The 21,903-nt window shown below is 38.2% G+C and carries 15 protein-coding genes; 8 read left to right on the plus strand and 7 right to left on the minus strand.

Annotated elements, in window-relative coordinates; translation table 11 throughout:
* The first annotated feature begins 58 nt into the window (after positions 1 to 58).
* Positions 59 to 3,781 (plus strand): sensor histidine kinase, encoded by a 3,723-nt coding sequence (locus M1D52_RS24700; protein ID WP_437394139.1) that lies wholly within the window; start codon positions 59 to 61, stop codon positions 3,779 to 3,781.
* An 11-nt stretch (positions 3,782 to 3,792) separates the two neighbouring features.
* Here M1D52_RS24700 and M1D52_RS24705 read toward each other — a convergent pair whose 3' ends face one another.
* Positions 3,793 to 4,761, minus strand: coding sequence for a hypothetical protein (locus tag M1D52_RS24705; RefSeq protein WP_437394138.1), 969 nt, complete (start codon positions 4,759 to 4,761; stop codon positions 3,793 to 3,795).
* A 240-nt stretch (positions 4,762 to 5,001) separates the two neighbouring features.
* Between M1D52_RS24705 and M1D52_RS24710 the strand changes: the two genes are divergently transcribed.
* Positions 5,002 to 6,552: a glycoside hydrolase family 10 protein gene (locus tag M1D52_RS24710; protein ID WP_437394137.1), complete on the plus strand. Its 1,551-nt coding sequence runs from the start codon at positions 5,002 to 5,004 to the stop codon at positions 6,550 to 6,552.
* Positions 6,553 to 6,571: 19 nt separating this feature from the next.
* Here the strand turns inward: M1D52_RS24710 and M1D52_RS24715 are convergent, their stop codons facing one another.
* Positions 6,572 to 6,934 (minus strand): TM2 domain-containing protein, encoded by a 363-nt coding sequence (locus M1D52_RS24715; protein ID WP_013664604.1) that lies wholly within the window; start codon positions 6,932 to 6,934, stop codon positions 6,572 to 6,574.
* Positions 6,935 to 7,042: 108 nt separating this feature from the next.
* On the minus strand, positions 7,043 to 7,537 hold the full coding sequence (locus M1D52_RS24720) for a thioredoxin family protein (RefSeq protein WP_437394136.1): 495 nt from the start codon (positions 7,535 to 7,537) through the stop codon (positions 7,043 to 7,045).
* Positions 7,538 to 7,586: 49 nt separating this feature from the next.
* Here M1D52_RS24720 and M1D52_RS24725 point away from each other — a divergent pair, with 49 nt between their 5' ends.
* The 3 genes from M1D52_RS24725 (at position 7,587) to M1D52_RS24735 (ending at position 14,939) form a co-directional block, all read left to right on the plus strand.
* Positions 7,587 to 10,931 (plus strand): UvrD-helicase domain-containing protein, encoded by a 3,345-nt coding sequence (locus tag M1D52_RS24725; RefSeq protein WP_437394135.1) that lies wholly within the window; start codon positions 7,587 to 7,589, stop codon positions 10,929 to 10,931.
* A 23-nt stretch (positions 10,932 to 10,954) separates the two neighbouring features.
* Positions 10,955 to 13,867, plus strand: a complete 2,913-nt coding sequence (locus M1D52_RS24730; RefSeq protein WP_437394134.1) for a PD-(D/E)XK nuclease family protein — start codon at positions 10,955 to 10,957, stop codon at positions 13,865 to 13,867.
* An 88-nt stretch (positions 13,868 to 13,955) separates the two neighbouring features.
* Positions 13,956 to 14,939 carry a pyruvate dehydrogenase complex E1 component subunit beta gene (locus M1D52_RS24735; RefSeq protein ID WP_013664600.1) on the plus strand — a complete coding sequence of 328 codons (984 nt, stop codon included), beginning with the start codon at positions 13,956 to 13,958 and terminating at the stop codon, positions 14,937 to 14,939.
* A 306-nt stretch (positions 14,940 to 15,245) separates the two neighbouring features.
* On the opposite strand, the gene M1D52_RS24740 is transcribed toward M1D52_RS24735, so the two are convergent.
* Both M1D52_RS24740 and M1D52_RS24745 read right to left on the minus strand, forming a co-directional pair.
* The gene (locus tag M1D52_RS24740) at positions 15,246 to 15,719 is read right to left on the minus strand and encodes an Lrp/AsnC ligand binding domain-containing protein (protein ID WP_013664599.1); all 474 of its coding nucleotides are present in this window, start codon (positions 15,717 to 15,719) and stop codon (positions 15,246 to 15,248) included.
* A gap of 532 nt (positions 15,720 to 16,251) precedes the next feature.
* Positions 16,252 to 16,764: a DUF2911 domain-containing protein gene (locus M1D52_RS24745; RefSeq protein ID WP_013664598.1), complete on the minus strand. Its 513-nt coding sequence runs from the start codon at positions 16,762 to 16,764 to the stop codon at positions 16,252 to 16,254.
* 172 nt (positions 16,765 to 16,936) lie between these two features.
* Between M1D52_RS24745 and hisS the strand changes: the two genes are divergently transcribed.
* Positions 16,937 to 18,328, plus strand: a complete 1,392-nt coding sequence (hisS, locus tag M1D52_RS24750) for a histidine--tRNA ligase (RefSeq protein ID WP_013664597.1) — start codon at positions 16,937 to 16,939, stop codon at positions 18,326 to 18,328.
* An 82-nt stretch (positions 18,329 to 18,410) separates the two neighbouring features.
* Here hisS and M1D52_RS24755 read toward each other — a convergent pair whose 3' ends face one another.
* Complete coding sequence (locus M1D52_RS24755; protein WP_149105143.1) at positions 18,411 to 19,211, minus strand: phosphatidate cytidylyltransferase; 801 nt, start codon at positions 19,209 to 19,211, stop codon at positions 18,411 to 18,413.
* Between the two features lie 17 nt (positions 19,212 to 19,228).
* Entirely contained in the window at positions 19,229 to 20,104 is an 876-nt protein-coding gene (locus tag M1D52_RS24760; RefSeq protein WP_437361303.1) for a CPBP family intramembrane glutamic endopeptidase, read from the minus strand.
* 190 nt (positions 20,105 to 20,294) lie between these two features.
* Here M1D52_RS24760 and dusB point away from each other — a divergent pair, with 190 nt between their 5' ends.
* The gene (gene dusB / locus M1D52_RS24765) at positions 20,295 to 21,296 is read left to right on the plus strand and encodes a tRNA dihydrouridine synthase DusB (protein WP_437394133.1); all 1,002 of its coding nucleotides are present in this window, start codon (positions 20,295 to 20,297) and stop codon (positions 21,294 to 21,296) included.
* A gap of 74 nt (positions 21,297 to 21,370) precedes the next feature.
* A complete protein-coding gene (gene apaG, locus M1D52_RS24770; RefSeq protein ID WP_013664593.1) occupies positions 21,371 to 21,757 on the plus strand; it encodes a Co2+/Mg2+ efflux protein ApaG in 387 nt (128 codons plus the stop codon).
* The last annotated feature ends 146 nt before the right edge of the window (positions 21,758 to 21,903 follow it).

Genomic DNA, 21,903 nt, shown 5'->3' on the forward strand with positions numbered 1-21,903 from the left:
GTTTTCTTTATACGTATGAGGTTTTTTCATATTTTTACCAAAAGCAATACTTTTTACTTTGAATAACTCTTTAAAAATACGGGTATTACTTCTGGTACTAACACTCTGCTTTATTGGCACGGCACTAACTATTCATTTAACTTTCAGAAAGGAAGAAATTTTACGGATAGAGGCAAAACGGATCGAGCAGAACCTACATAAAAAGGAACTCTTCATAAAAGCTTTTCTTAAAGATAGTGCCAGTTTTAATGCGCTTAAAGACATTCAAAACAATGAGAAATTAACGGCGCACGTTGTTCAATATTTTGGGGAAAAGAAAAAAGTTCTGGTATATACCTATTCCAATAGCGAGCTGACCTTTTGGGGCTCCGATAAGATCGTGCCGCAATCAGATGCCGGATTACCCGAAGGAAGCTCATTAATTGTAGCAGATAATGGTTGGTATGAAGCGATTAAAAGATCAAAAGGTGGATTTTCTGTAGTTTGCCTAATTCCTATTAAATCGAAATATGCACTAAAAAACGATTATCTCAACGAGGACTTTTCACCGGATTTAATCCGTAGCCAGAATCTGACGATTGCCAATTACGACGATAATCCTGTATATAATATACGAAGTAGCGATGGGAAATACCTGTTTTCGGTGAAGCTGAAACAACAGACATACAATACGCTCTTCTCCAAGTTAGAGCTGGCGATGTGGCTTGCCGCTATGTTTTTTGCAACCGTTCTAATGAACAGCGTTTGCGCGTGGATGGCAGGTAAAGGAAAAGTAAAGTTGTCAGCCTTGGCCTTTCTCTCATTTTTTATCCTGACAAGATACCTCGATTTATCTAATGGTTTACTCGCCACTCACTTTTTTAATGAGATTTTTGATCCGAAATATTATGCCTCAAGCTTTGTTTTCCCCTCTTTAGGCGCCTTTTTATTGAATGTAATTGCCGGTGCCTGGTTTATGTGCTATATCTACAATTATCGATTTCAGCTTTTTGTAAAGAGGCCTTCCACCAATACTTTTCTGAAGGTATTATTTTTTGTACTATCATCACTTCTTATTTATCTGATCAGTTCTCAAATTGTTCAGGTTTTTAGTGGGTTAATCGGAAATTCAAATATTCAATTCGATGTCACGAATGTTTTGAAACTCAACATTTTTAGCTGGCTGGGAATCTCTGCTTTATGCCTGGTTATACTCAACCTTTATTTACTGTTGGAAGTGTTGATGGCAGTTAGTTTAAGCTTTGATATTCACAAACGCCAATGGTTCACGTTGTCTTTTATAACACTTGTTGTTTACAGCGTTACTCTTCTTTTCATAAATGAACTGACCTTATCCTTCTTTCTTTTTAGCAGCATCATTTTACTGCGAGCCTTAACTTTCTTCAGCAAGAAAGATTTTAACTTGGTTGTATTCATTACCACCCTGCTGCTTTTTGCGTGGATTGCATCCTTAAATCAGACTAAGTTTATTAATAATAAAGAACTGGAAACCCAGAAATTAATCTTGCAGCGCTTGGAGTCGGCAGACGACCCGGATGCTGTATTTATTTTTTACAGCATAGAAAATACGGTTGCGAAAGATCATTATCTAATAAACTATTTCTCACAACCTCAAAAGTATAATGTTCATGTGCTGAACGATTACATCAAACAAACCTATTTCAGCGGTTACCTTTCTCGCTACGAATTTAACATATATGAACTGAAAAAAGGTTTCACCAATGAGGTTAAGAATGTTCAAAAATTAGCTTATTACAAAGAAAAGGTGGAATCTGGTTCCATCAAGGTTTCGGAATATTTTTATCGCATTAACAACAATTTCGGGAGCCTTTTATATTTTGGTCTAATCCCGGTTATTGCCGATGGAAAAGAAGTGGGCACGACATTAATTGAATTGACAAGTAAGGCCTTCGAGCGTTATGCATCCTTTCCTGAAATCCTGAGTAATGGTCGACTTAATAAGCAAGAAAATCTAGAGCAATATTCCTTTGCCCTTTACCGGAACGGAAAGTTGCTCAATCAGTTTGGGGATCACCTTTTTCCTGCAAACGATCGTGATTATCCAAAAGAACGTTTTCAATTTATTCGGGTAAACACGGTCAATGGGGGAGGGGAACTCATGTATCGACCAAATGAGCATATATTAATGGTATTAAGCAAAGATCGGCAAGGCCTTTGGATGCAATTAGCCTCCTTGTCCTTTTTATTCCTTGTACTCCTGGTTTTTGCGGTTACGGTCTATGCCTCACAATGGTTGATTATAACTTTTAAAAATTATGATTTCAGTTTTCGAACAGTAAGGCGCTCTTTTTGGATAACACAAAACAAGATCCTGTATCGGACACGTATACAAGCTTTTGTTGTTTCGGCTGTTGTAATTACCTTGATTATCGCCGGTGTTATTACCTTCTTCAGTGTAAGTAATCAATATGCACACCAACAGGAAATAAATACAGTTAAACGCATTAATCAAATGGTTTCCGGTTTAGAAACCATTACATCCGGGCTGGAATCTTCCGCCTTTAAAAATCCCGAAGCCAAAAATCCCGAAATTGAAAAAGAACTTTACAATACCGCAACTTCAAACGCAACCGATATCAGTCTTTACAATACAGAAGGTGTTTTATTTTATACCACCCAAAGTAAGATTTACGACCTGGGCTTAACGTCAAAACACATGAACGCCAAAGCTTGGTTGCATATGTCTAAATTCCGGCGATCTGAATATTTCCATAAGGAAGCGATCGGCAATTTAGAATACCCGGTTGCTTATGCCCCTATAAAAAATGATCAGGACGAAACGATTGCTTATTTAAGCCTTCCTTATTTTTCTGACGAAAAGGAATTTGCGGATCGGATAGGGATGTTGCTAAGTACGCTGATAAATATATACGCACTAGTAATAGTCGCTTTAGGTTTATTTGCCGTGTTTATTGCTAACCGGATTACCTCGCCTTTAAGCCTGGTTCAGAGAAGTTTAGCAAAAACTTCTATCGGAAAAACAAATGAGCCCATTTTCTGGAAAAGAAACGATGAAATCGGCTCCTTAATCAAAGAATATAACAACATGATTGCGGCTTTGGAAATAAGCGCTAACAGAATAGCGCAATCTGAAAGGGAGTCTGCTTGGAGGGAGATGGCTAAGCAGGTGGCTCACGAGATAAAAAACCCTCTAACGCCTTTAAAACTCGGTGTGCAATTACTAGAACGCTCGTGGAAGGAAAATGATCCTAATTTTGACCAAAAATTCAAGCGCTTTAGTAAATCGTTCATTGAGCAGATCGATAGTTTATCCACTATTGCCTCCGAATTTTCAAATTTTGCAAAAATGCCCGACACACAGCTTGAAGACGTGGATATTATCGATACAATAGAAAAAATAATACCGATCTACAACAACACCGCCGCCGTTGAGATTTCTTTCAGCAACCAGGCAGAAGGATCTGTGATGGTAAGAGGAGACAAAGACCAACTCCGAAGATCCTTTAGCAACCTCATTAAAAACGCGATAGAAGCAAAGGCTGGCCGCGGAAAATGCTTAATCCATATCTCTGTGAAAAGAAATAAAAGCTTGTTGATTATCGCCATTAAAGATAATGGAAATGGAATAGATGAACAGGTTCGAGATCGCATATTCCAGCCAAATTTCACGACCAAAAGCTCCGGTACCGGACTGGGTTTAGCTTTCGTAAAACAAACCGTTGAAAGTATGAAAGGCTCGATCAGCTATTCAACAGAAATCGGTAAAGGAACGACCTTTTTTATAGAAATACCACTCTGACCTTTCCGTTTTTACGTCAGTCGAATGGTCCCCTTTCCCATGGTTCCCTTATTCGTATATAATACAATGGTGTATGTTCCGGGTTTAAAATTTTCAGCGCCTTTCCACTCAATCGTATAAAGTTTTCCGTCGTTTGAAAACTCTATTCCCGTCTTGTCTGTATATTGCATCTCCACGCCGTCTACTTCGAAAATGTGGTTCTCTGTAATCAACAAATTTCCATTGGGTTCTATCACTCTGATGTAAACATCGTAAATCGCTTTTTTTGCAAGTGGATTATCGGCAATACTAAACTCTATTTTTAACTTATCCGTACGTTTTGCTTTGGTCTCTACACTTTCATTGTTGCTTTTTCGTTCTCTAACTGCATTTATATTGATCGAAGAAAGCTTCAATGCCGTAGCAATTTCTACTTTATGTTCAAGTTCACTATTAATATTCTCCAGCTCGCTTGCTTTCTTTGTCGCTGTAGTAACACTCTCTTTCAGACGATCCCTCTCCGATACCAATAACGCATTTTCGTTTTTCAACTGCTTGATATCCTTTGTATACCTAGATACTGCTCCTCTCAGTTCGGCAATTTCCTCCCTCGCCCTTTGAAGCTCGGTACGATTCAATTCGTTTTGAGTCAGTTTTGCACGCAATTCCTCTATTTTGGTCCGCGCATTATCTTGTGTTGCTTTTAAGGATTCCGTTAAATTCAGGTTTTCTTTGGTAACGCGGTCCAACTCCACTTCGATCCTATCCAGCTCGGTCTCCATCTGAATTTTCTCACTCAATATCGTTGTTTGTTGTTCGCTGGAACTCTTATATTTAATATAAAAATAAATGTTCGTAGCTAGTAACGCTAAAATAGCGAAAATGAAAAAATAAATCTTTGGATTGTCTTTTCCTCGTTCCTGTACGTCTATTTGCTGCTCAACACCCCGATTGTTATCTAGTTTAACAGACGGTTTATAGACTATATCATTCTCTTCCATTTTTGTACGTTTAAACATTAGGCTCAAAACGATTAGCAAAAATTGTTCCAACAACAATTATCCTAAAAAAGCAGTATATCCGTATGCTTTCATGGTGATAAACCTTCGCCTGTACTATTATCAATACATACCGCGATCAGCAGTTACACTTTTGCTCAATTTTTTTCTCATACTCAATACTATACTTATCTTTACAGCTTTTTATAAAGAAAAGCTACTGAAACAAATACTGTATATTTGATGAACATTCACCTCTTTAATAAATCATTAGGCCTCTTATTTTACCTTTTTCCATTTCTTTGCTTGAGTACGCAAGCACAAAGTACAGATCCTATTCCTAAGAGAGAACTAAGAGGTGTTTGGGTATCCACTGTTGTCAATATAGATTGGCCAAGTAAAGCCGGCCTGTCATCCGACATCCAAAAACAAGAGCTTTTACGGCTCTTAGATGCCCATCAACGGGCGGGCATTAATGCTATATTTCTACAGGTTAGGCCCTCCGCCGATGCAATATATGCACGAGGAAAGGAGTTGTGGTCACGCTTCTTAACCGGCAGCCAGGGACAGGCTCCCAATCCTTTATATGATCCCTTGGATTTTGCCATACAAGAAGCCCACAATAGGGGAATGGAGTTACACGCTTGGTTTAATCCTTATCGTGCTACCTTCGACTTAAACGAAGCAAATGTTAGTAGCAATCATATTACCAAACAACATCCCGACTGGTTTTTCACTTATGCAGGAAAAAAGCTCTTCAATCCGGGTATCCCCGAAGTAAAAAAGTACATTGTGGAAGTAATTATGTCTGTTGTTAAAAACTACGATATTGACGGCGTTCATTTTGATGACTATTTTTATCCTTATCCAGCGGGGGGACAATCTATTCCCGATGCAAATACTTTCCAACGCTATGGACAAGGCTTTTCAAGGATAGATGATTGGCGAAGAAATAATGTCAATCAATTGATAAAAACATTGGCAGATAGTATCCACCACGAAAAGAAATATGTAAAATTCGGTATCAGTCCTTTTGGTATCTGGCAAAATAAAAAACAACATCCTGAAGGCTCTGAAACTTCCGGTTTAAGTGGTTATTCTCAATTGTACGCTGATGCAAGAACATGGCTCCAAAATGGCTGGGTTGATTATATTAATCCGCAGATATATTTCCCTTTTAATAATCGCGCTGCGGCCTATGAAATACTCATCGATTGGTGGAGTACAAATGGCTACGGCAAGCATATATATATTGGACAAGCCGCCTATCGAGCCGCGGACAATAGCACGGGCTGGAGGGACAGACGTCAACTTCCAAATCAAATTCGCCACTTGAGGAAGTTTTCGGCTATACAAGGAAGTGTTTATTTTAGCTCCAAATCACTTGTGAATAATCTTGGTGGCTTTAGGGATTCCTTACAATACAATTTCTATCGATACAAATCCCTCCAACCTACCATGCCCTGGCTCGATAGTATTCCTCCATTGGCTCCACAAAATCTCCTCTATCATAATTTAACTACCGGCGGTGTATCCTTACGATGGGATAAACCCCCAATAGCAACCGATGGGGAAACGGCCTATGGCTATGTTGTGTATCGATTTGACGAAGGGGAGGAAATTAATTTAAATAATGCTCAAAATATCCTGGAAATAATCTTTGATGCGAATCGAACCTTTTATACCGATCAGGCTGTCAGAGGAGGGTCGCGATACACTTATGTCATAACAGCTATTGATCGCTTAAAAAACGAAAGCGGGCCATCGAATATGCAGACTACGATACCTAACTGACAAATGCAACCCTTTGGAGTTAAGCGCGATAGATTTGCATAAGCTGCATTGTTTCAAGAGCCATTTGTTCGTTATAATCGCTCGTAAGCCTTTTGTGATTGATGAGATCTACAATTGTTCCGACATAACAAAAGCCAAAGGTCAAAAGATATAATATGCCCATGCCGATTTGTTTTAGCATAAAGCGTTGGATGCCTGCAATGCCGAGAAAGCCTATTAAGGTCATCAGCATCACTTCTTGCGTCCCTTTTCTTTTCCCTTTGTAAAGAAAAAGAAATTCTTCTGCATTCTCTTCCTTAATAGCTTGTAAAGCGCTCCTTAAAAATATCATTTCCTCCGGTGCAATATCCGGAATCATCATCAAGATTTTTTGCTCTTTCATTACCTTTACTTTTAATATTGGAGCTTAATATAGCACTTTTGTTACATAACTTCATGAGTAAAGTATGATACGTCATTTATTTCCATCACGAGACATTCTCCTGAAAAATTACTGCTTGTACGATTTCGGGTCTAATGCTGTGGGTGACCAGTTCTCCAAAAATTCAAGTACCTTCTTGGCGCTATGTCCTTTTCCTTCTTCCAAATAGGCACTATTCTGGGTATGAATCCGATTCCCCTTTTCGTTCAAAATAACAAATACCGGAAACCCGAACCGCTGTGGATAACCTAAGGAAGCTAGTACGGCTTCATTCTTATTCTCTTTACTATAATTCACATGCACAACCTCATAATTACGTTGTATATAATTCTTCAATGTATCATTTCCGGTAACCAGTTCATTAAATCGCAAGCACCAGACACACCAGTTTCCTCCGATTTGGATAAAAACATGCTTTCTTTCTTTTTTTGCTTTTTCGACAGCTGCTTGTATTTCAGATTGTGCATCTGCTTCAGGGTGGTACAATTTCTGTCTTTCTTGCTGTGCAGCCACTTGCAAAACAAAAACAATATAAATAAAGAATATACCCAGGATTTTCTTCATCACGCTGAATAAATTTACGTACTTTACAAAGTAAAGCGTTTTGTTTAATATGGCCAATCTTCCTCCAGTAAAAATATTAAAGGCTTCGGCCGGATCCGGGAAAACTTTTAGCTTAACCGCTCATTATATCAGTCTGCTCTTCACTAGTAAGGTTCATTTTTCGGAAATTCTAGCCGTTACCTTTACCAATAAGGCTACTGCCGAAATGAAACACCGCATTTTAACGGTCATTGAAGGCCTCGCGCTAGGCAGCGAAGCGGTCGAATCTTATCGCAATATTATATTAGAGGTCCATCCACAACTCTCCAGGCAAGATATACAGCAAAAAGCGATGGAGGTTTACAGGCAAATTTTACATAACTATAGTCGATTTGCCATCAGTACAATCGACGGTTTTTACCAAAAGATTATTAGAAGTTTTAGCTTCGAACTGGGCTTAAATGCAGCCTATCGCTTGGAAATGAATAGCGATAAAGTGAAGCAAGATTTGGTAGTACGGCTCAATAAACTATTGAACGATCGTGATGACTTGCTACAGTGGATTATCAATTACGCCAGAAAGCAGATAGAGAACGACAGGAATTGGAATTATACAACGGTACTGAAAAAACTTGCCGATGAACTTTTCAAAGAACGATTTCATCCTTTTGACGAAGCCATTTCTCAGCTGAGCGAAGCTGATCGACAAGTGGTTTTCACAACGATTAGCGATCTTTCGGACGAACTCATTACTCGTTTTGAAAAAGAAATCGAACGCTTGTTAAAAATTGCGACCGAAATAGTGAATAGCTCGGGGGTATCAAGCGACCTTTTTCTACGTAAATCGCAAAACCTGATTCCTAAAATCCCGTCCTTGGCTCCCGATAATTTAGAAGCCATCGACAAGTTTGCCGATTATATTGATAATCCGGAAAAGTGGCAAAAGAATGGTGTCAGTGGGGCTGTTTCCGACCTGTATAATAAACTGAATCCGCTTTTGCGGCAGATTCTAAACTATAAAGAAGAACATAGTCGCACTTACTTTTTAGCAAAAGCGGTTCAGGCTAATTTTTACTACCTACGTCTACTAAAAGAAATGAGCGTGTTGCTTGCTGATTACAGAGCAGAGCATGACGTCTCTCTTATTAGTGATGCACAAAATCTCCTGAAAGAAATCAATCGCCATCAGAACCAAAACATTTCTTTTATTTATGAGAAAGTCGGGAATCGTTATAAATATTTTCTGTTCGATGAATTTCAAGATACTTCGTCGAACCAATGGTATAACTTTCAACCTCTGTTGGTGAATGCGCTGGCTAGTACAGAAGGGAACCGATCGATTCCCCATCACCTCATTGTAGGCGATGTTAAACAAAGCATCTATCGTTGGCGAAATGGCGACTGGCGGATTCTACAGTATCAGTCCACAAGAGATTTAGGCGATCATCACATCCGTTTTCAGACGCTTCAAGAGAACTATCGAAGCCTTCCCAATATCATTAAATTCAACAATTTTTTATTTACTCAAGCACCTAAACTTTTACAACAAATAATAAATGATAAGATTTACACCGAAATAGGTGATAGCTTATATAATTCATGGTGGCAGGCTTCGGGATATACACAGATATTAACCGACGCCTATGCAGAAACCGTCCAAAAAATCCCCTCCGACAAAGGCGAAGAAGGAGGCAGGGTTACCGTTTCTTTTTTTCCCGTTACGAGCTCCTTCGCAAAAACACGCGGTAAAGAGATTAAACCAGCAGCTTTAAAAGCGCTATCCGACACGATTATCAATTGGCTGACTGAGGGCAGATACCAAGCTCGCCAAATAGGTATTCTGGTACGAAACAACACGGAGGCCCGCGAAATTATCGAGTATTTACTTCACATTCAGAAGGAACTGGACGAATCTCATAAGTTCGAGGTAATCTCGGGAGACGCGCTTTTATTGGTCAACAATCCCGGCATACGCTTGCTTATTAACACCCTGAAAGCTATGATTACACCCGTAGAGGAGGCCTCGCTTTATCGAGCAAATTGCCTCCTTCTTTATCAACAAGTTTACGGATTAAATCAAGAGGACGAAGCCTCGATTTGGTTAAATGCCACGCAATACGATATTAAAGTCTGGGGAAAGATCTTGCCCCCTATTGTCATTAATAATTGGTACGTATGGCAACAACACCCTTTAACAGAATTAGTTGAATCGTTGATCAATGGCTATGGAATAACCCATGATGAAGCTACCATTCCTTATTTAATAGCCTTTAGGGACATTATAGCTGAATTTAGTTCGCAGGGCGAACGCGGCATCGCTTCCTTCCTTGGTTATTGGGATGAAGAAGGAAAAACGAAGGCATTGCCGGCAAACGAAGGAAGTAATGCGGTAGAAATTATGACTATTCATAAGTCAAAAGGTCTGGCATTTGATGTTGTAATGATTCCGTTTTGCTCTTGGGAACTTGACGGAATGGTTAACAGCAACTTTTGGGTGGATACAAGTGGCACCTCTTATGAAATTCTTCGAAGTGTTCCCGTAAAATACAACAGTATGCTGGTCAAATCATCGCTATTCAAGGCATACCTGGAAGAAATGCTTTTCAACTATATGGATGCGTTAAACCTACTTTATGTAGCTACTACGCGTGCCAGAAAGGAACTTTATATAAGTGCGCCTGATATTAAAGAAGGAAAAGAAAGTGACTCCTTAATTGCGGATGTGCTCCGCTCGGTACTAGCACTACATAGCGACGAACTCGGTATAGAATATAGCCATGGCATTATTTATCCATCAACAACGCCTTTTAAAGATATAAAAAAATCTCCTATACTTCCGGTTAAATACCAAGAAGGGTGTATCGATTTCTGGGAAAGCCCACCCAATTACAATTGGAGCTTTAATAAATATCCTATTTCCGAATTGTTAAAGGAAGCCTTAGACAACCGAAAAATAAAAAAGGAACTGCTTTCGCTGGGCGAACAGAACGCAGCAACACGTCAAGGCTTATTGCTGCATGAGCTGTTATCCCTGACAACTGAAATAGCGGAATTTCCAAATTATCTCCATGCAATGCAAAGTGAGGGCTTAATTACAAAAGATGAGCTTATGACTTTACTTGATGAGGCCATACGACTTCGTAATAATGAACAATTAGCGGCGCTTTTGGACAAGCCTTATCAAAGTCTGAATGAACAACGTATTATAACGAAAGACGGAAGTGTGTTACGCCCGGATAAAGTATTAATTGGAGAGCATGAAACGATCATATTGGATTTTAAGTTTACCGGAATGGAAAGACCTCAACATATTGCCCAGGTGAAAGAATACCAGCAAAACTTACAGGAAATGGGTTACCCAAATATACGCACCTTTTTATTTTATGCATTCAATAACCGGTTGGTAGAAGTTTAATTTTTCTCTTTATCTCGCTTACAATGATCCCATTTTTAAAAGAAGTTGCAAATGATTTAATCGCTCGCTTTGGTTCAGCGTTAAAGGATATTGCTATTATATTCAATAATAAGCGTCCTGAAGTGTATATGAAGAAGTACTTAGCTGAGCTTATCGGTAAACCGATCTGGAGTCCTTCTTTCTTTACTGTTCAACAATTTTTCAATAACGCTTTTGTTGAGCGGGAGGCCGATAAACTGACTCAAATTCTTACGCTCTATCAATGCTACAACGCCATCCAGCAACGCATAGATGGAAAAACAATGAGTATAGAGCGATTCTATCCTATGGCCGAAACTATCTTAAATGATTTTGCTCAATTAGACTACGACCTGGTTGAACCGAATGAGGTCTATACCGAATTATACGATATTGCCTTAATAGAAAAACAGTTCCCTCATTTCTCGGAAGAACAATTATCGTTTATGGCTCAATTCTGGTCGACCTTCAACAGCGAAAAACACAGTTATATACAGGATCGTTTTATTGAACTTTGGAAAACACTTCCACTGCTTTATACGGATTTTCATCAGGCATTAAAAGAACGGGGACTAGCTACGAACTCCCAATTTTATCGCTCTTTTGCTAAAGGGGATGAAACCAGTCCGTCTTATATATACCAATTTAAGCAATTAGTTTTCGTCGGCTTTAATGCCTTGAACAAAGCGGAAGCGCTCTTATTTAAAAAATGGCAAAAAGAGAAACGTGCACTTTTTTATTTCGATGTAGATCGATACTATTTGGATGACGTTCAGCAAGAGGCTGGCGCTTTTCTCCGTCGTAATTTAAACAGCCATGGATTGCTTCATGCACTCGGTGCCCCGTTTAATCAGCTAGCAGATCGTAAGCAAAATATTAAGATCGTCCAAACGACAAGCTATACGGCACAGGCAAAGCTGTTGGATAGCTTCCTTGTTGATAAAAAATCCACGGATGCTATCAGTCAGGGCCTGATAGCAGTATTGTTAGCAGACGAACGTTTGTTAATTCCAACATTACAAAGCATTCCGGTATCAATAGAGACTAATATAACCATGGGATTTCCAATTTCACAATCTCCAATCTATGGAATTGTCGATTTATGGTTAAGGATACAAGAACGATATCTGCAGCAAAAGAGCGATCTTATATATTATAAAGATGTCGAAATTTTTCTTTCCCATCCCCTTATTCATACACCTGATCCCATCAAAGAGCAAGTTCAGCAACTCATATACACCAATCATTATATAAATGTGCCCCTTGCCGAATTACAAGCGGTAAGCCGGACCTCTTTCTTTGACAAAAGAACCGACGGAAGATATCTAATCAAAAACCTGCAGGAAATTATTCGCGAAATTTTCCAGATCAGAAAAGAAAAAGAGCTATTAACTTATCCCGACGCGGCTATTTTTACAGAAGTATTCAAGATACTTAACCAACTCTATGATGCATTGAGCACACTCCCCTCACTCAGCGTCGAATTTACAATCTCGTTGATCAGGAAATCGCTGCAAGGAATAACGGCTGCTATTGAGGGTGATCCCTTATCCGGTGTACAAGTTATGGGTCTTCTTGAAACAAGAAATCTTGATTTTAAAGAAATTTATATACTAGGTGTTAATGAAGGCATTTTACCAAAAACAAGCTCTTCAGCGACTTTTATCCCTGATTCTATTCGCCGAGCTCACGGTCTCCCCGTACTGGAAAATCAAGAGGCACTTTCCGCTTATTTGTTTTACCGACTCATGCAGCGAGCCGAGCAAATTACACTTGTTTATAATGGCCATGTGGATGAAAACAGCTCGGGAGAGATTAGTCGATTTGTCAAACAACTACGATTCGAAAGTCACTTTAATTTCATCGAATTAAAGCAGCAACAAATAATTAAAACAAACGAAGCGCCCCCCGCAATGGAAATAAAAAAGGTGAATGAGATTGGGAAGATTTTGCAGTCCTATTTGAACCGTGACAATAACCTACGTCCCGGTATTTCGGCAACGGCATTCACAACCTTTCTTCAATCTCCTCTTCTTTTCTTCCTCAAATACGTAGCTAAGATAAAGGAACCCCAATTGTTAACCGAAGATTTTGAAGCAAATAGGATCGGTTCCATTATACATGAAATCATGCAATGGTTTTACGAAGAACTTAAACGTGTAAGCCCACATATCACCGCACAACGGATAAAAGATCAATTGAGCCGGTTAGATCATTTGTGTCTGAAGGCAACGGCAAAAGATTTTTATGGCAATCCTGCTTATTTTGACATAAATAGCCCGTCCAGTACAGAAAAAATCGTGCTTGAAATCGTTAAAGAATATGCGCAGATTTTCATCCACCATGATTTAAAGAATACACCCTTTACGATTATCGAGTTGGAGAATAAACAAGATTATGTCATTGACTTTCCAATTACAGTCGACGGGAAAGAATCATCTGTTAAACTCTATGGAATCATTGACCGCGTAGATGAAAAAGATGGGAAAATCCGTATTGTAGATTATAAAACAGGAAGCGATGCGCTCGACTACACCGATATCGATTCCCTTTTTGATCCATCTTCAGGAAAATTCAATAAAGCCCTCTTGCAAACACTCTTTTATACATATATCTATGAGAAAAAAACCGGCAAGATAGGGGTGGAGCCGAACCTGTATGTGGCAAGAAGATTAAGGCAAGAAGGTAGTTTGTTTTATACCAAATCAAGAGGCAGTAAATTTCTGCTTTCAGAAGCAAGTTTGTCCAGCTTTAAAGAAGCATTTGAGCTTCGCTTAAGACAGGTTTTAGAAGACCTTTTTAACCAACAAATACCTTTCAAACATGATCCGCGTATTGATTTACCCTATAATGATCACTATCAGGAATTCTTTCGGTCAGGTGTAGATCAAGATATTGAAATCGAAAGTGAATATTAATGAATTAGCGATCATTTACTTCATATTTTCAGTTTTTTAAAGTACTTTTGCGTACAAAAAATTGATTTAAATACATTACTTATATCTAATGAGAGAAATACAGTTCAGAGAAGCACTTCGCGAGGCAATGGTCGAAGAAATGCGCAAAGACGAGAAAATTTTCTTGATGGGCGAAGAAGTTGCTGAATACAATGGTGCCTACAAAGTAAGTCAGGGCATGCTTGACGAATTCGGAGCTAAGCGTATTATCGATACACCTATTGCCGAATTAGGCTTTGCTGGTATCGGTATTGGAGCAGCTATGAAAGGTCTAAAACCGATCATAGAATTTATGACCTTCAACTTTTCATTGGTAGCCATTGATCAAGTGATCAATGGTGCAGCAAAGATCCACTCGATGAGTGGCGGCCAATATTCCTGTCCAATTGTATTTAGGGGCCCAACAGGTAATGCAGGCCAATTAGCTGCGCAACACTCACAGAATTTTGAGAATTGGTATGCAAACTGTCCCGGATTAAAAGTTGTTGTTCCTTCTAATCCCTACGACGCAAAAGGTTTATTAAAGCAATCCATCCTTGATCCGGATCCTGTAATTTTCATGGAGTCAGAAGTGATGTACGGAGACAAAGGAGAGGTTCCGGAAGAAGAATATTATTTAGAGTTAGGAAAAGCACATAAAATACAAGAAGGAACGGATGTAACCATTGTATCTTTTGGTAAGATGATTCCACGGGTCGTAATACCTGCTGTCCAAGAGTTGGCTAAAGATGGCATCTCCGTCGATTTATTAGATTTAAGAACCGTGCGTCCGATTGATTATGCAGCGATTATAGAATCGGTAAAAAAGACAAATCGCCTGGTCATTGTAGAAGAAGCTTGGCCTTTAGCCTCTATCTCATCAGAGATCGCTTTCAATGTTCAAAAGAATGCTTTTGATTATTTAGATGCCCCGGTTATTCGTGTTACCTCTGCAGATGTTCCTCTTCCATATGCACCAACGCTTATTGAAGCCGCTTTACCTAGCATTAAAAAGATTATAAACGCAGTAAAAGAAGTTTCTTACGTAAAATAAGAAACATTCGTCTCTTAAATAAAAAGCCTATCATTAAATGATAGGCTTTTTTTGTGCCATCTTCCTAAAACCTATGACAAATACGAATGAGATAATTAAACGTTCTCTTCCTCGTTTGAAATCCGGCAATTAGCTTAACGACTACACCCTTTCCAAAAATATGCACTTATTTTAGAGAAAAATTGAATAAACATCATATCCTCCTACAGAACAATAAAGCGGTAATAAAGCTTCTGTTAAAGAACAGGTAAAACAGAAAAATAATAAAATAATCTCATTTTACTCATTTTTATTACCTTTTTTGTACTATATCAGTGAAATTTGTCTCTTTATGCTCTCTTCTAGCGATATAATTGTCTCAGTTCTTGCTATTCCTTTAATAGCTTGTATATCTTCATTCAAAACATGACGTAAATGATTGGTATCCCTGCATATAATTTTAGCAAACATGCTATATTGACCTGTACAATAATGCAATTCTACCACTTCTTTAACCTCTTTTAACTGTTCAACGGCCGTTTTATATTGAGATCCTTTCTCTAAATATATACCCAAGAATGCACAAATATCAAATCCTATAGATTGAGGGTTAATAATTAGGTTAGAACCTCTGATAATGCCAAGTTCTTCCATTTTTTTCATGCGAACGTGAATCGTTCCGCCTGAAACTACTAGCTTTTTTGCAATTTCAGTGTATGGAACTGATGCATCGTTCATCAAAATAGATAAAATTTGCGTATCTAAGTTATCAAGTTCTAAAAATTGAGACTTTTTTTCCATGATTTTTTGATGTTTATAAATTATTGACGGTATTTTTTAAAATATTTATAAAAATGAAAAATTTTATTAAAAATATGGTAAATATTATGAAGTTTTATTATGTTTGTATCAACAGAAGGGAATAAGTTATTGATAAGATATCAAAAACAATTCAACTTTTGTCTGGTTTTGCCCCTCAGTTTAATATAGGTTTATAATTGGTTAGCGTTGAAGCTCCTCTCCCAAAGGAGCTTCATCTTTTTAAAAAATAACATCCTATCCCGAAATATCACCATACCAAATATATATTTTTTAATTGAATGCCTATATTTTAAAAATTTTGTCAAAAATAATGAGTTTTTTTCTCATTCGAGAAACTTTTTAAACCTTTTATTTGATAATACGTTTTATTAATAAAATTTATACAAAAGTTTTAAGGAAATTAGGTCGTACTTATCTTACATGATGTCCGTATACACATCATAAAAAATGACTTCCATGAAATGAACGATTAATCATCCACTTCATGGAAGTCATTTAATCCTTTAATCTCTTATTTTACCGTAAAAGCTATTTTATAAGTCCCCCACATCAATTCTATCCTTCCCTCCTTAGAACCCGATATGGTAAACTGTTCTACTGATTGGCTATTCTGTTCCGTCGGAACCTCTACACGTAATGCATCTTCCTTTTCATCGTAATCGAGTCCCCATTTTTTCCATACTTTGTTAAAAATAATAGTTGAAGTTTGTTCACCCGGTATGCTGTGTAAGCTATATTTGCCCGCCTTCAATGCTTTTCCTTCAATTGTAACGTCTTTATTTACTTCAAAAGTTGTTGCTTCATTAGCACCTGTCCGCCATATTTTTCCTACCGGGGCAATATCCTCACCCACCTTTCTCCCTTTAACAGAGGGTCTGCTATAATTGATCGATATAGTCACTCCCGATGATGTTGTTATACGAAGGCTGTCAGGAGGACTAGCGCGCTTACTTTTATCTTGTTGCGCATAAACGCCTAGGCCCATAAATAATAGGATGGCACCCAAAATTAAATTTCTTTTCATGATTTAATGGATAAATAATAATGTCTCTATAAAACATTTATTTTGAAGCTTTGTTTGTATGCTCCGTTTGATTTGTAGGTTGATTAGAAAAAATTCCTTTTTTATTGGTTAACCCCTCCGCTTAATAGCTTTAAGCAATCTGAAAGAGTAAAATTTTATCTAAGTTTGTGCCATGGCACAAATTAAACCATCTTTAGCAAAAGGTACACGTGACTTTTCTCCACTTGAAATGGAGAGAAGGAATTATATTTTCAATACAATAAAAGACGTATTTAGGAAATATGGGTATCAGGAAATACAAACCCCTTCGTTTGAAAATTTGCAAACCTTAACCGGTAAATATGGAGAGGAAGGGGATAAGCTCATATTTAAAATACTCAATTCCGGTGATTTCATTTCAAAAATATCCGCCGAAAAATTTGCAACACTTCATTCAAATTCGATTACGCCCCTTATCGCTGAAAAAGCCTTACGCTACGATCTTACGGTCCCTTTCGCTAGATATGTAGTAATGCATCAAAATGAGATCACATTGCCTTTTAAGCGTTTCCAGATCCAGCCCGTTTGGCGGGCAGATCGCCCACAAAGAGGTCGATATAGAGAATTCTATCAATGTGATGCAGATGTGGTTGGCTCAGAAAGCTTGTTAAATGAAGCGGAATTTATCCTTGTATACCAGGAAGCGCTGTCATCCCTCGGTCTAAAAGACTTCGTCATTAAACTAAATAACCGAAAACTACTGGCCGGCATTGCGGATATTATAGGAAAGCCCGAACTACTTATCGATATGACCGTAGCTATCGATAAGTTGGATAAAATTGGATTGGTAGGTGTAAAACAAGAACTAGCGGCTAAAGGCTTTTCAACGGAAGAGCTTGCAATGTTAGATCCTATTATTACTTTATCAGGCAGCAATGTCGATAAATTAGCCACATTAAAGGAAGTATTGAAAAGTTCAGAAATGGGGCAAAAAGGAATCGAAGAAATTGAAATGGTCCTGGCTTATGCGCAAAAATTAGATGCCAATGCGTTGCCCTATATAGAAGTTGATATTACACTTGCCAGGGGATTAAACTATTATACCGGAAGCATCTTTGAAGTCAAAACCAACGAAGTTTCTATGGGAAGTATAGGCGGAGGCGGAAGGTATGATGACTTAACCGGAATGTTTGGTTTACCGGGTCTCACCGGTGTAGGAATATCTTTTGGAGCCGATCGTATTTATGATGTACTCTTGGAACTCGATCTATTTCCGGAGAGTACAACGAAAACAACGCAGGTGTTGGTAACAAACTTTGATCAGTCTACCGAAGATTATGCGTTGAGTTTACTCCAAACCTTAAGAAAAAACGGAATAGCAAGTGAGCTTTATCCAGTAGCTGCAAAACTTAAGAAGCAGCTAACTTATGCCGACCAGAAAAAGATTCCTTATGTTATATTCATAGGGGCAGAAGAGCTCTCCTCCGGTATGTTAACTATAAAAAAGATGATTACGGGCGAGCAAGAAAAAATGGCAGCTGATGATCTCTTCAGCTATCTTATAAACACCGCTGACCCAAACTAAAAAGTATCACATCTTGTTTCTGCCTGCCCTGAAGTCAGGCAGAAATATGATCGGCTCGATGGAGACTGCGAACACCTCTTGCTTAGGCAACCAGTTTCAAAAAACAATAGACTAAAGGCGCCGCCAACAGCAAGCCGTCAAATCGATCCAATAATCCACCATGTCCTGGCAACAATGATCCGGAATCTTTTACCTGAAAACTTCTCTTCAACATCGATTCCGTTAAATCTCCCCAGGTTCCGAATACAGAAATTATAACCGCTATCACACACCACTCCCAGCGAGCCAGATTGGCATAATAATGGTGTAAAATAAGACTTACACCAACACTTAAAGCTACACCTCCAATAAAGCCCTCCCATGTCTTCTTAGGCGAATGTCGTTCAAATAGCTTCGTTTTACCAAATTTCATACCCACAAGGTATGCACCGGTATCGTTTGCCCAAAGCATAAACAAGAACGACATGGGAAGATAGTATTCGTAATGACCTCCCAGGAATCCAAGTCTGAAAAAAAACAGGAAAGGAATTACTGCATAGATAACACCTAAAAAAGTAAGTGCAATATTGTAAAAAGGCCGTTCGTTTTTTCGATATAACTCCCGTATGTAAATAAAGGCTAAAAGAGGAACAGAATACAATAATGCAGAAGGCGTTACAAAATTTAAATCCAGTAGTGCCACGATTATAAAAAGAACTATTCCCAATAAGGTACCGCCCAAACGATCAGGTTTTACACCCTCTTTATCTATTAATCTATAAAATTCGATTAAGCTAAGAATGGCTAAAACAATAAAGAATATACTAAATGCATAAGCCCCTGAAAGTACAGATGCCAGCATAACTAAAACGAAGAAAAAACCTGTTATTGCGCGCGTTTTCATGTGAATAATAATGATTTTTAATTTATTTGCTTCGCTTTTCGTCTATAGAAATACAGAACGAAGATACCCGCAAATAAGCTGGCGATCGCCAAAGGCCACTGATTAAGTTCAAATGATAGTGAATCCAAAGGCTTGTTTGATTTAACAAGATAATAGGCAATAAGAATAGCTGATACATTATTAATAAAGTGCGCTGTTACCGGAAGCCAGATACTTCGTCCCCAAAAGTATAAATATCCACATAAAGCACCGATTAACATTCGGGGCAGAAATCCATAAAATTGAACGTGGATTGCGCTAAATATGGCTGCCGTTAGCCATATCGCCATATGCGGCTTCCCGATCCACTTAATAAAAATGTTCTGTAAGCATCCTCGGAATAAAAACTCCTCACCAACGGCTGCTAAAATTCCGATCATGAAGATGTTAATAATCAACCCGGTGAAAGATTTGCGGGATAAAAAGGCATTCGTCAAAGCCCCGGTTTCATCTTCTTTCTCGCGCATCCATTGTTCGATATTCTTCATAAAATCCGGAAGATGCATTTGCTCGTTCAATAAGATTGTTATTTCAAAAAAGGGTGAAAACACCACCATTAATAATAAAACCAATGCATAGAGCTTAACATTAGGCTTAAAAGATAAATCAAAATACGGTCGGTTGTTCTTTTCTATTCGATTAAGCAACAGGGATGGAACCACAAATGTTCCTATCGCTGAAAAAATCTGTGATATACTGATAAAGTTTAACTCATCCGCTGTTAATCCGGTAAAACCCTTGGCTCCTATTTGCAAAACATCACGCCCAAAAAGTAAAAAACCAATAAACACCCCCACTAAACTAAAAACGGTGGCAGAAAGCAATACCGTAATGAGTAAGTAAAGAAAAGACATACTTGGATGATTATCAGAACGATTATAAGGATAAGCACTCAATTTTTTATATTTTTGCAAACTTAGATAAATTGCCTTTTATATGCAATATAATCGCGTTGCATATAAAAGGAATTATCGGTCTCTCCTCTGCCATTAAGAGCTTATTTTGTAGAGGAAATTATTTTAATGATTGAGTTGAATATAGATAATGTCTGTCAAGATAGGAAATAATATTGATTTAGGAGCCTTTCCGTTGCTGCTTGCTCCAATGGAAGATGTGAGTGATCCGCCCTTTAGGTATGTATGTAAACAGAATGGGGTAGATATGATGTATACCGAATTTATTTCTTCTGAAGGACTGATTAGACATGCGGCTAAAAGTAAGCAGAAGTTAGATATTTTCGAATATGAACGCCCCATCGGTATTCAAATTTTTGGCAGTGATATCAAAAGCATGGAAGAAGCTACTGAAATAGCCACTTTAGCCAAACCGGATCTCATTGACATTAATTATGGCTGCCCGGTTAAAAATGTAGCTTGTAGAGGGGCGGGGGCAAGTTTATTGCAAGACATTGATAAGATGGTAGCAATGACCAAAGCCGTAGTTAATGCAACGCATTTACCGGTAACCGTGAAAACAAGACTTGGATGGGACGATCATACCAAGAATATCTATGAGGTAGCGGAAAGACTACAAGATATTGGAATTCAAGCACTTAGTATACACGGGAGGACACGATCACAAATGTACAAAGGAAGTGCTGACTGGAGTTTGATCAAAAAGGTAAAAAAAAATCCGCGAATACATATCCCTATTTTCGGTAACGGGGACGTAGATAGCGTTGACAAGGCCGCTGCTTGGCGTTTAGAATATGAAGTTGACGGTATCATGATTGGCAGAGCTTCTATCGGTTACCCGTGGATATTTCGCGAAATCAAGCACTTTTTTGAAACAGGTACCTACCTTGACGGTCCTACCATCAAAGAACGAGTGGATGTGTGTAAGACTCATTTCGTAAAGTCAATAGAATGGAAGGGTGAGAAAACAGGTATATTCGAAATGAGAAGACATTACGCAAACTATTTCAAAGGTATTCCCAATTTCAAAGAATATAGAATGAAACTAGTAAGCTTAGATAAAGTGCCGGAGATTAATGAAGTTTTAGACGAGATAGCATTTCAGTTCGCGGACGTCACGACTGATGTATAAATGAACAAAAATTGATAACGGAGTATTTCTATTTTAATTCTCCATTTCCTATATTGCCTCAAAATAAGAAAAGAATGGTTACTGAAATTACTGAAGGTGTTAAAGTTTCGGTAGAGGCAATATACCAACCGGAGTATTCAAATCCGGAAAACGAACATTTCATGTTTGCTTATAAAATCACCATAGAAAATATGAGCGACTACAATGTTCAATTATTAAGAAGACACTGGTTTATATTTGACTCAAATGGAACACATAGAGAAGTAGAAGGTGAAGGAGTAATTGGCCAGCAACCGCTCATTGCGCCTGGAGAACGGTATGAATATGTATCAGGATGCAATTTGAAGAGCGACATGGGCAGTATGCAGGGCAGCTATCAAATGTTGAGGGAAATAGACGGAGCGGTATTTGATGTAGTCATTCCTAAATTCCATTTAATTCCCGACCATAAGCTCAATTAACATATTCAATACCGCTTCTATTGACAGATATTACTTAATTTTACAAAAAATTTAGGTATTCTTTGATAGTTATTCCCAATGCGTGTGGCTAGGCACAATTTAGTATGATAAATAACTTCAAGAACTGTTAAGCTTGATAGTTATGG

It is taken from the genome of Olivibacter sp. SA151 (assembly GCF_054130995.1).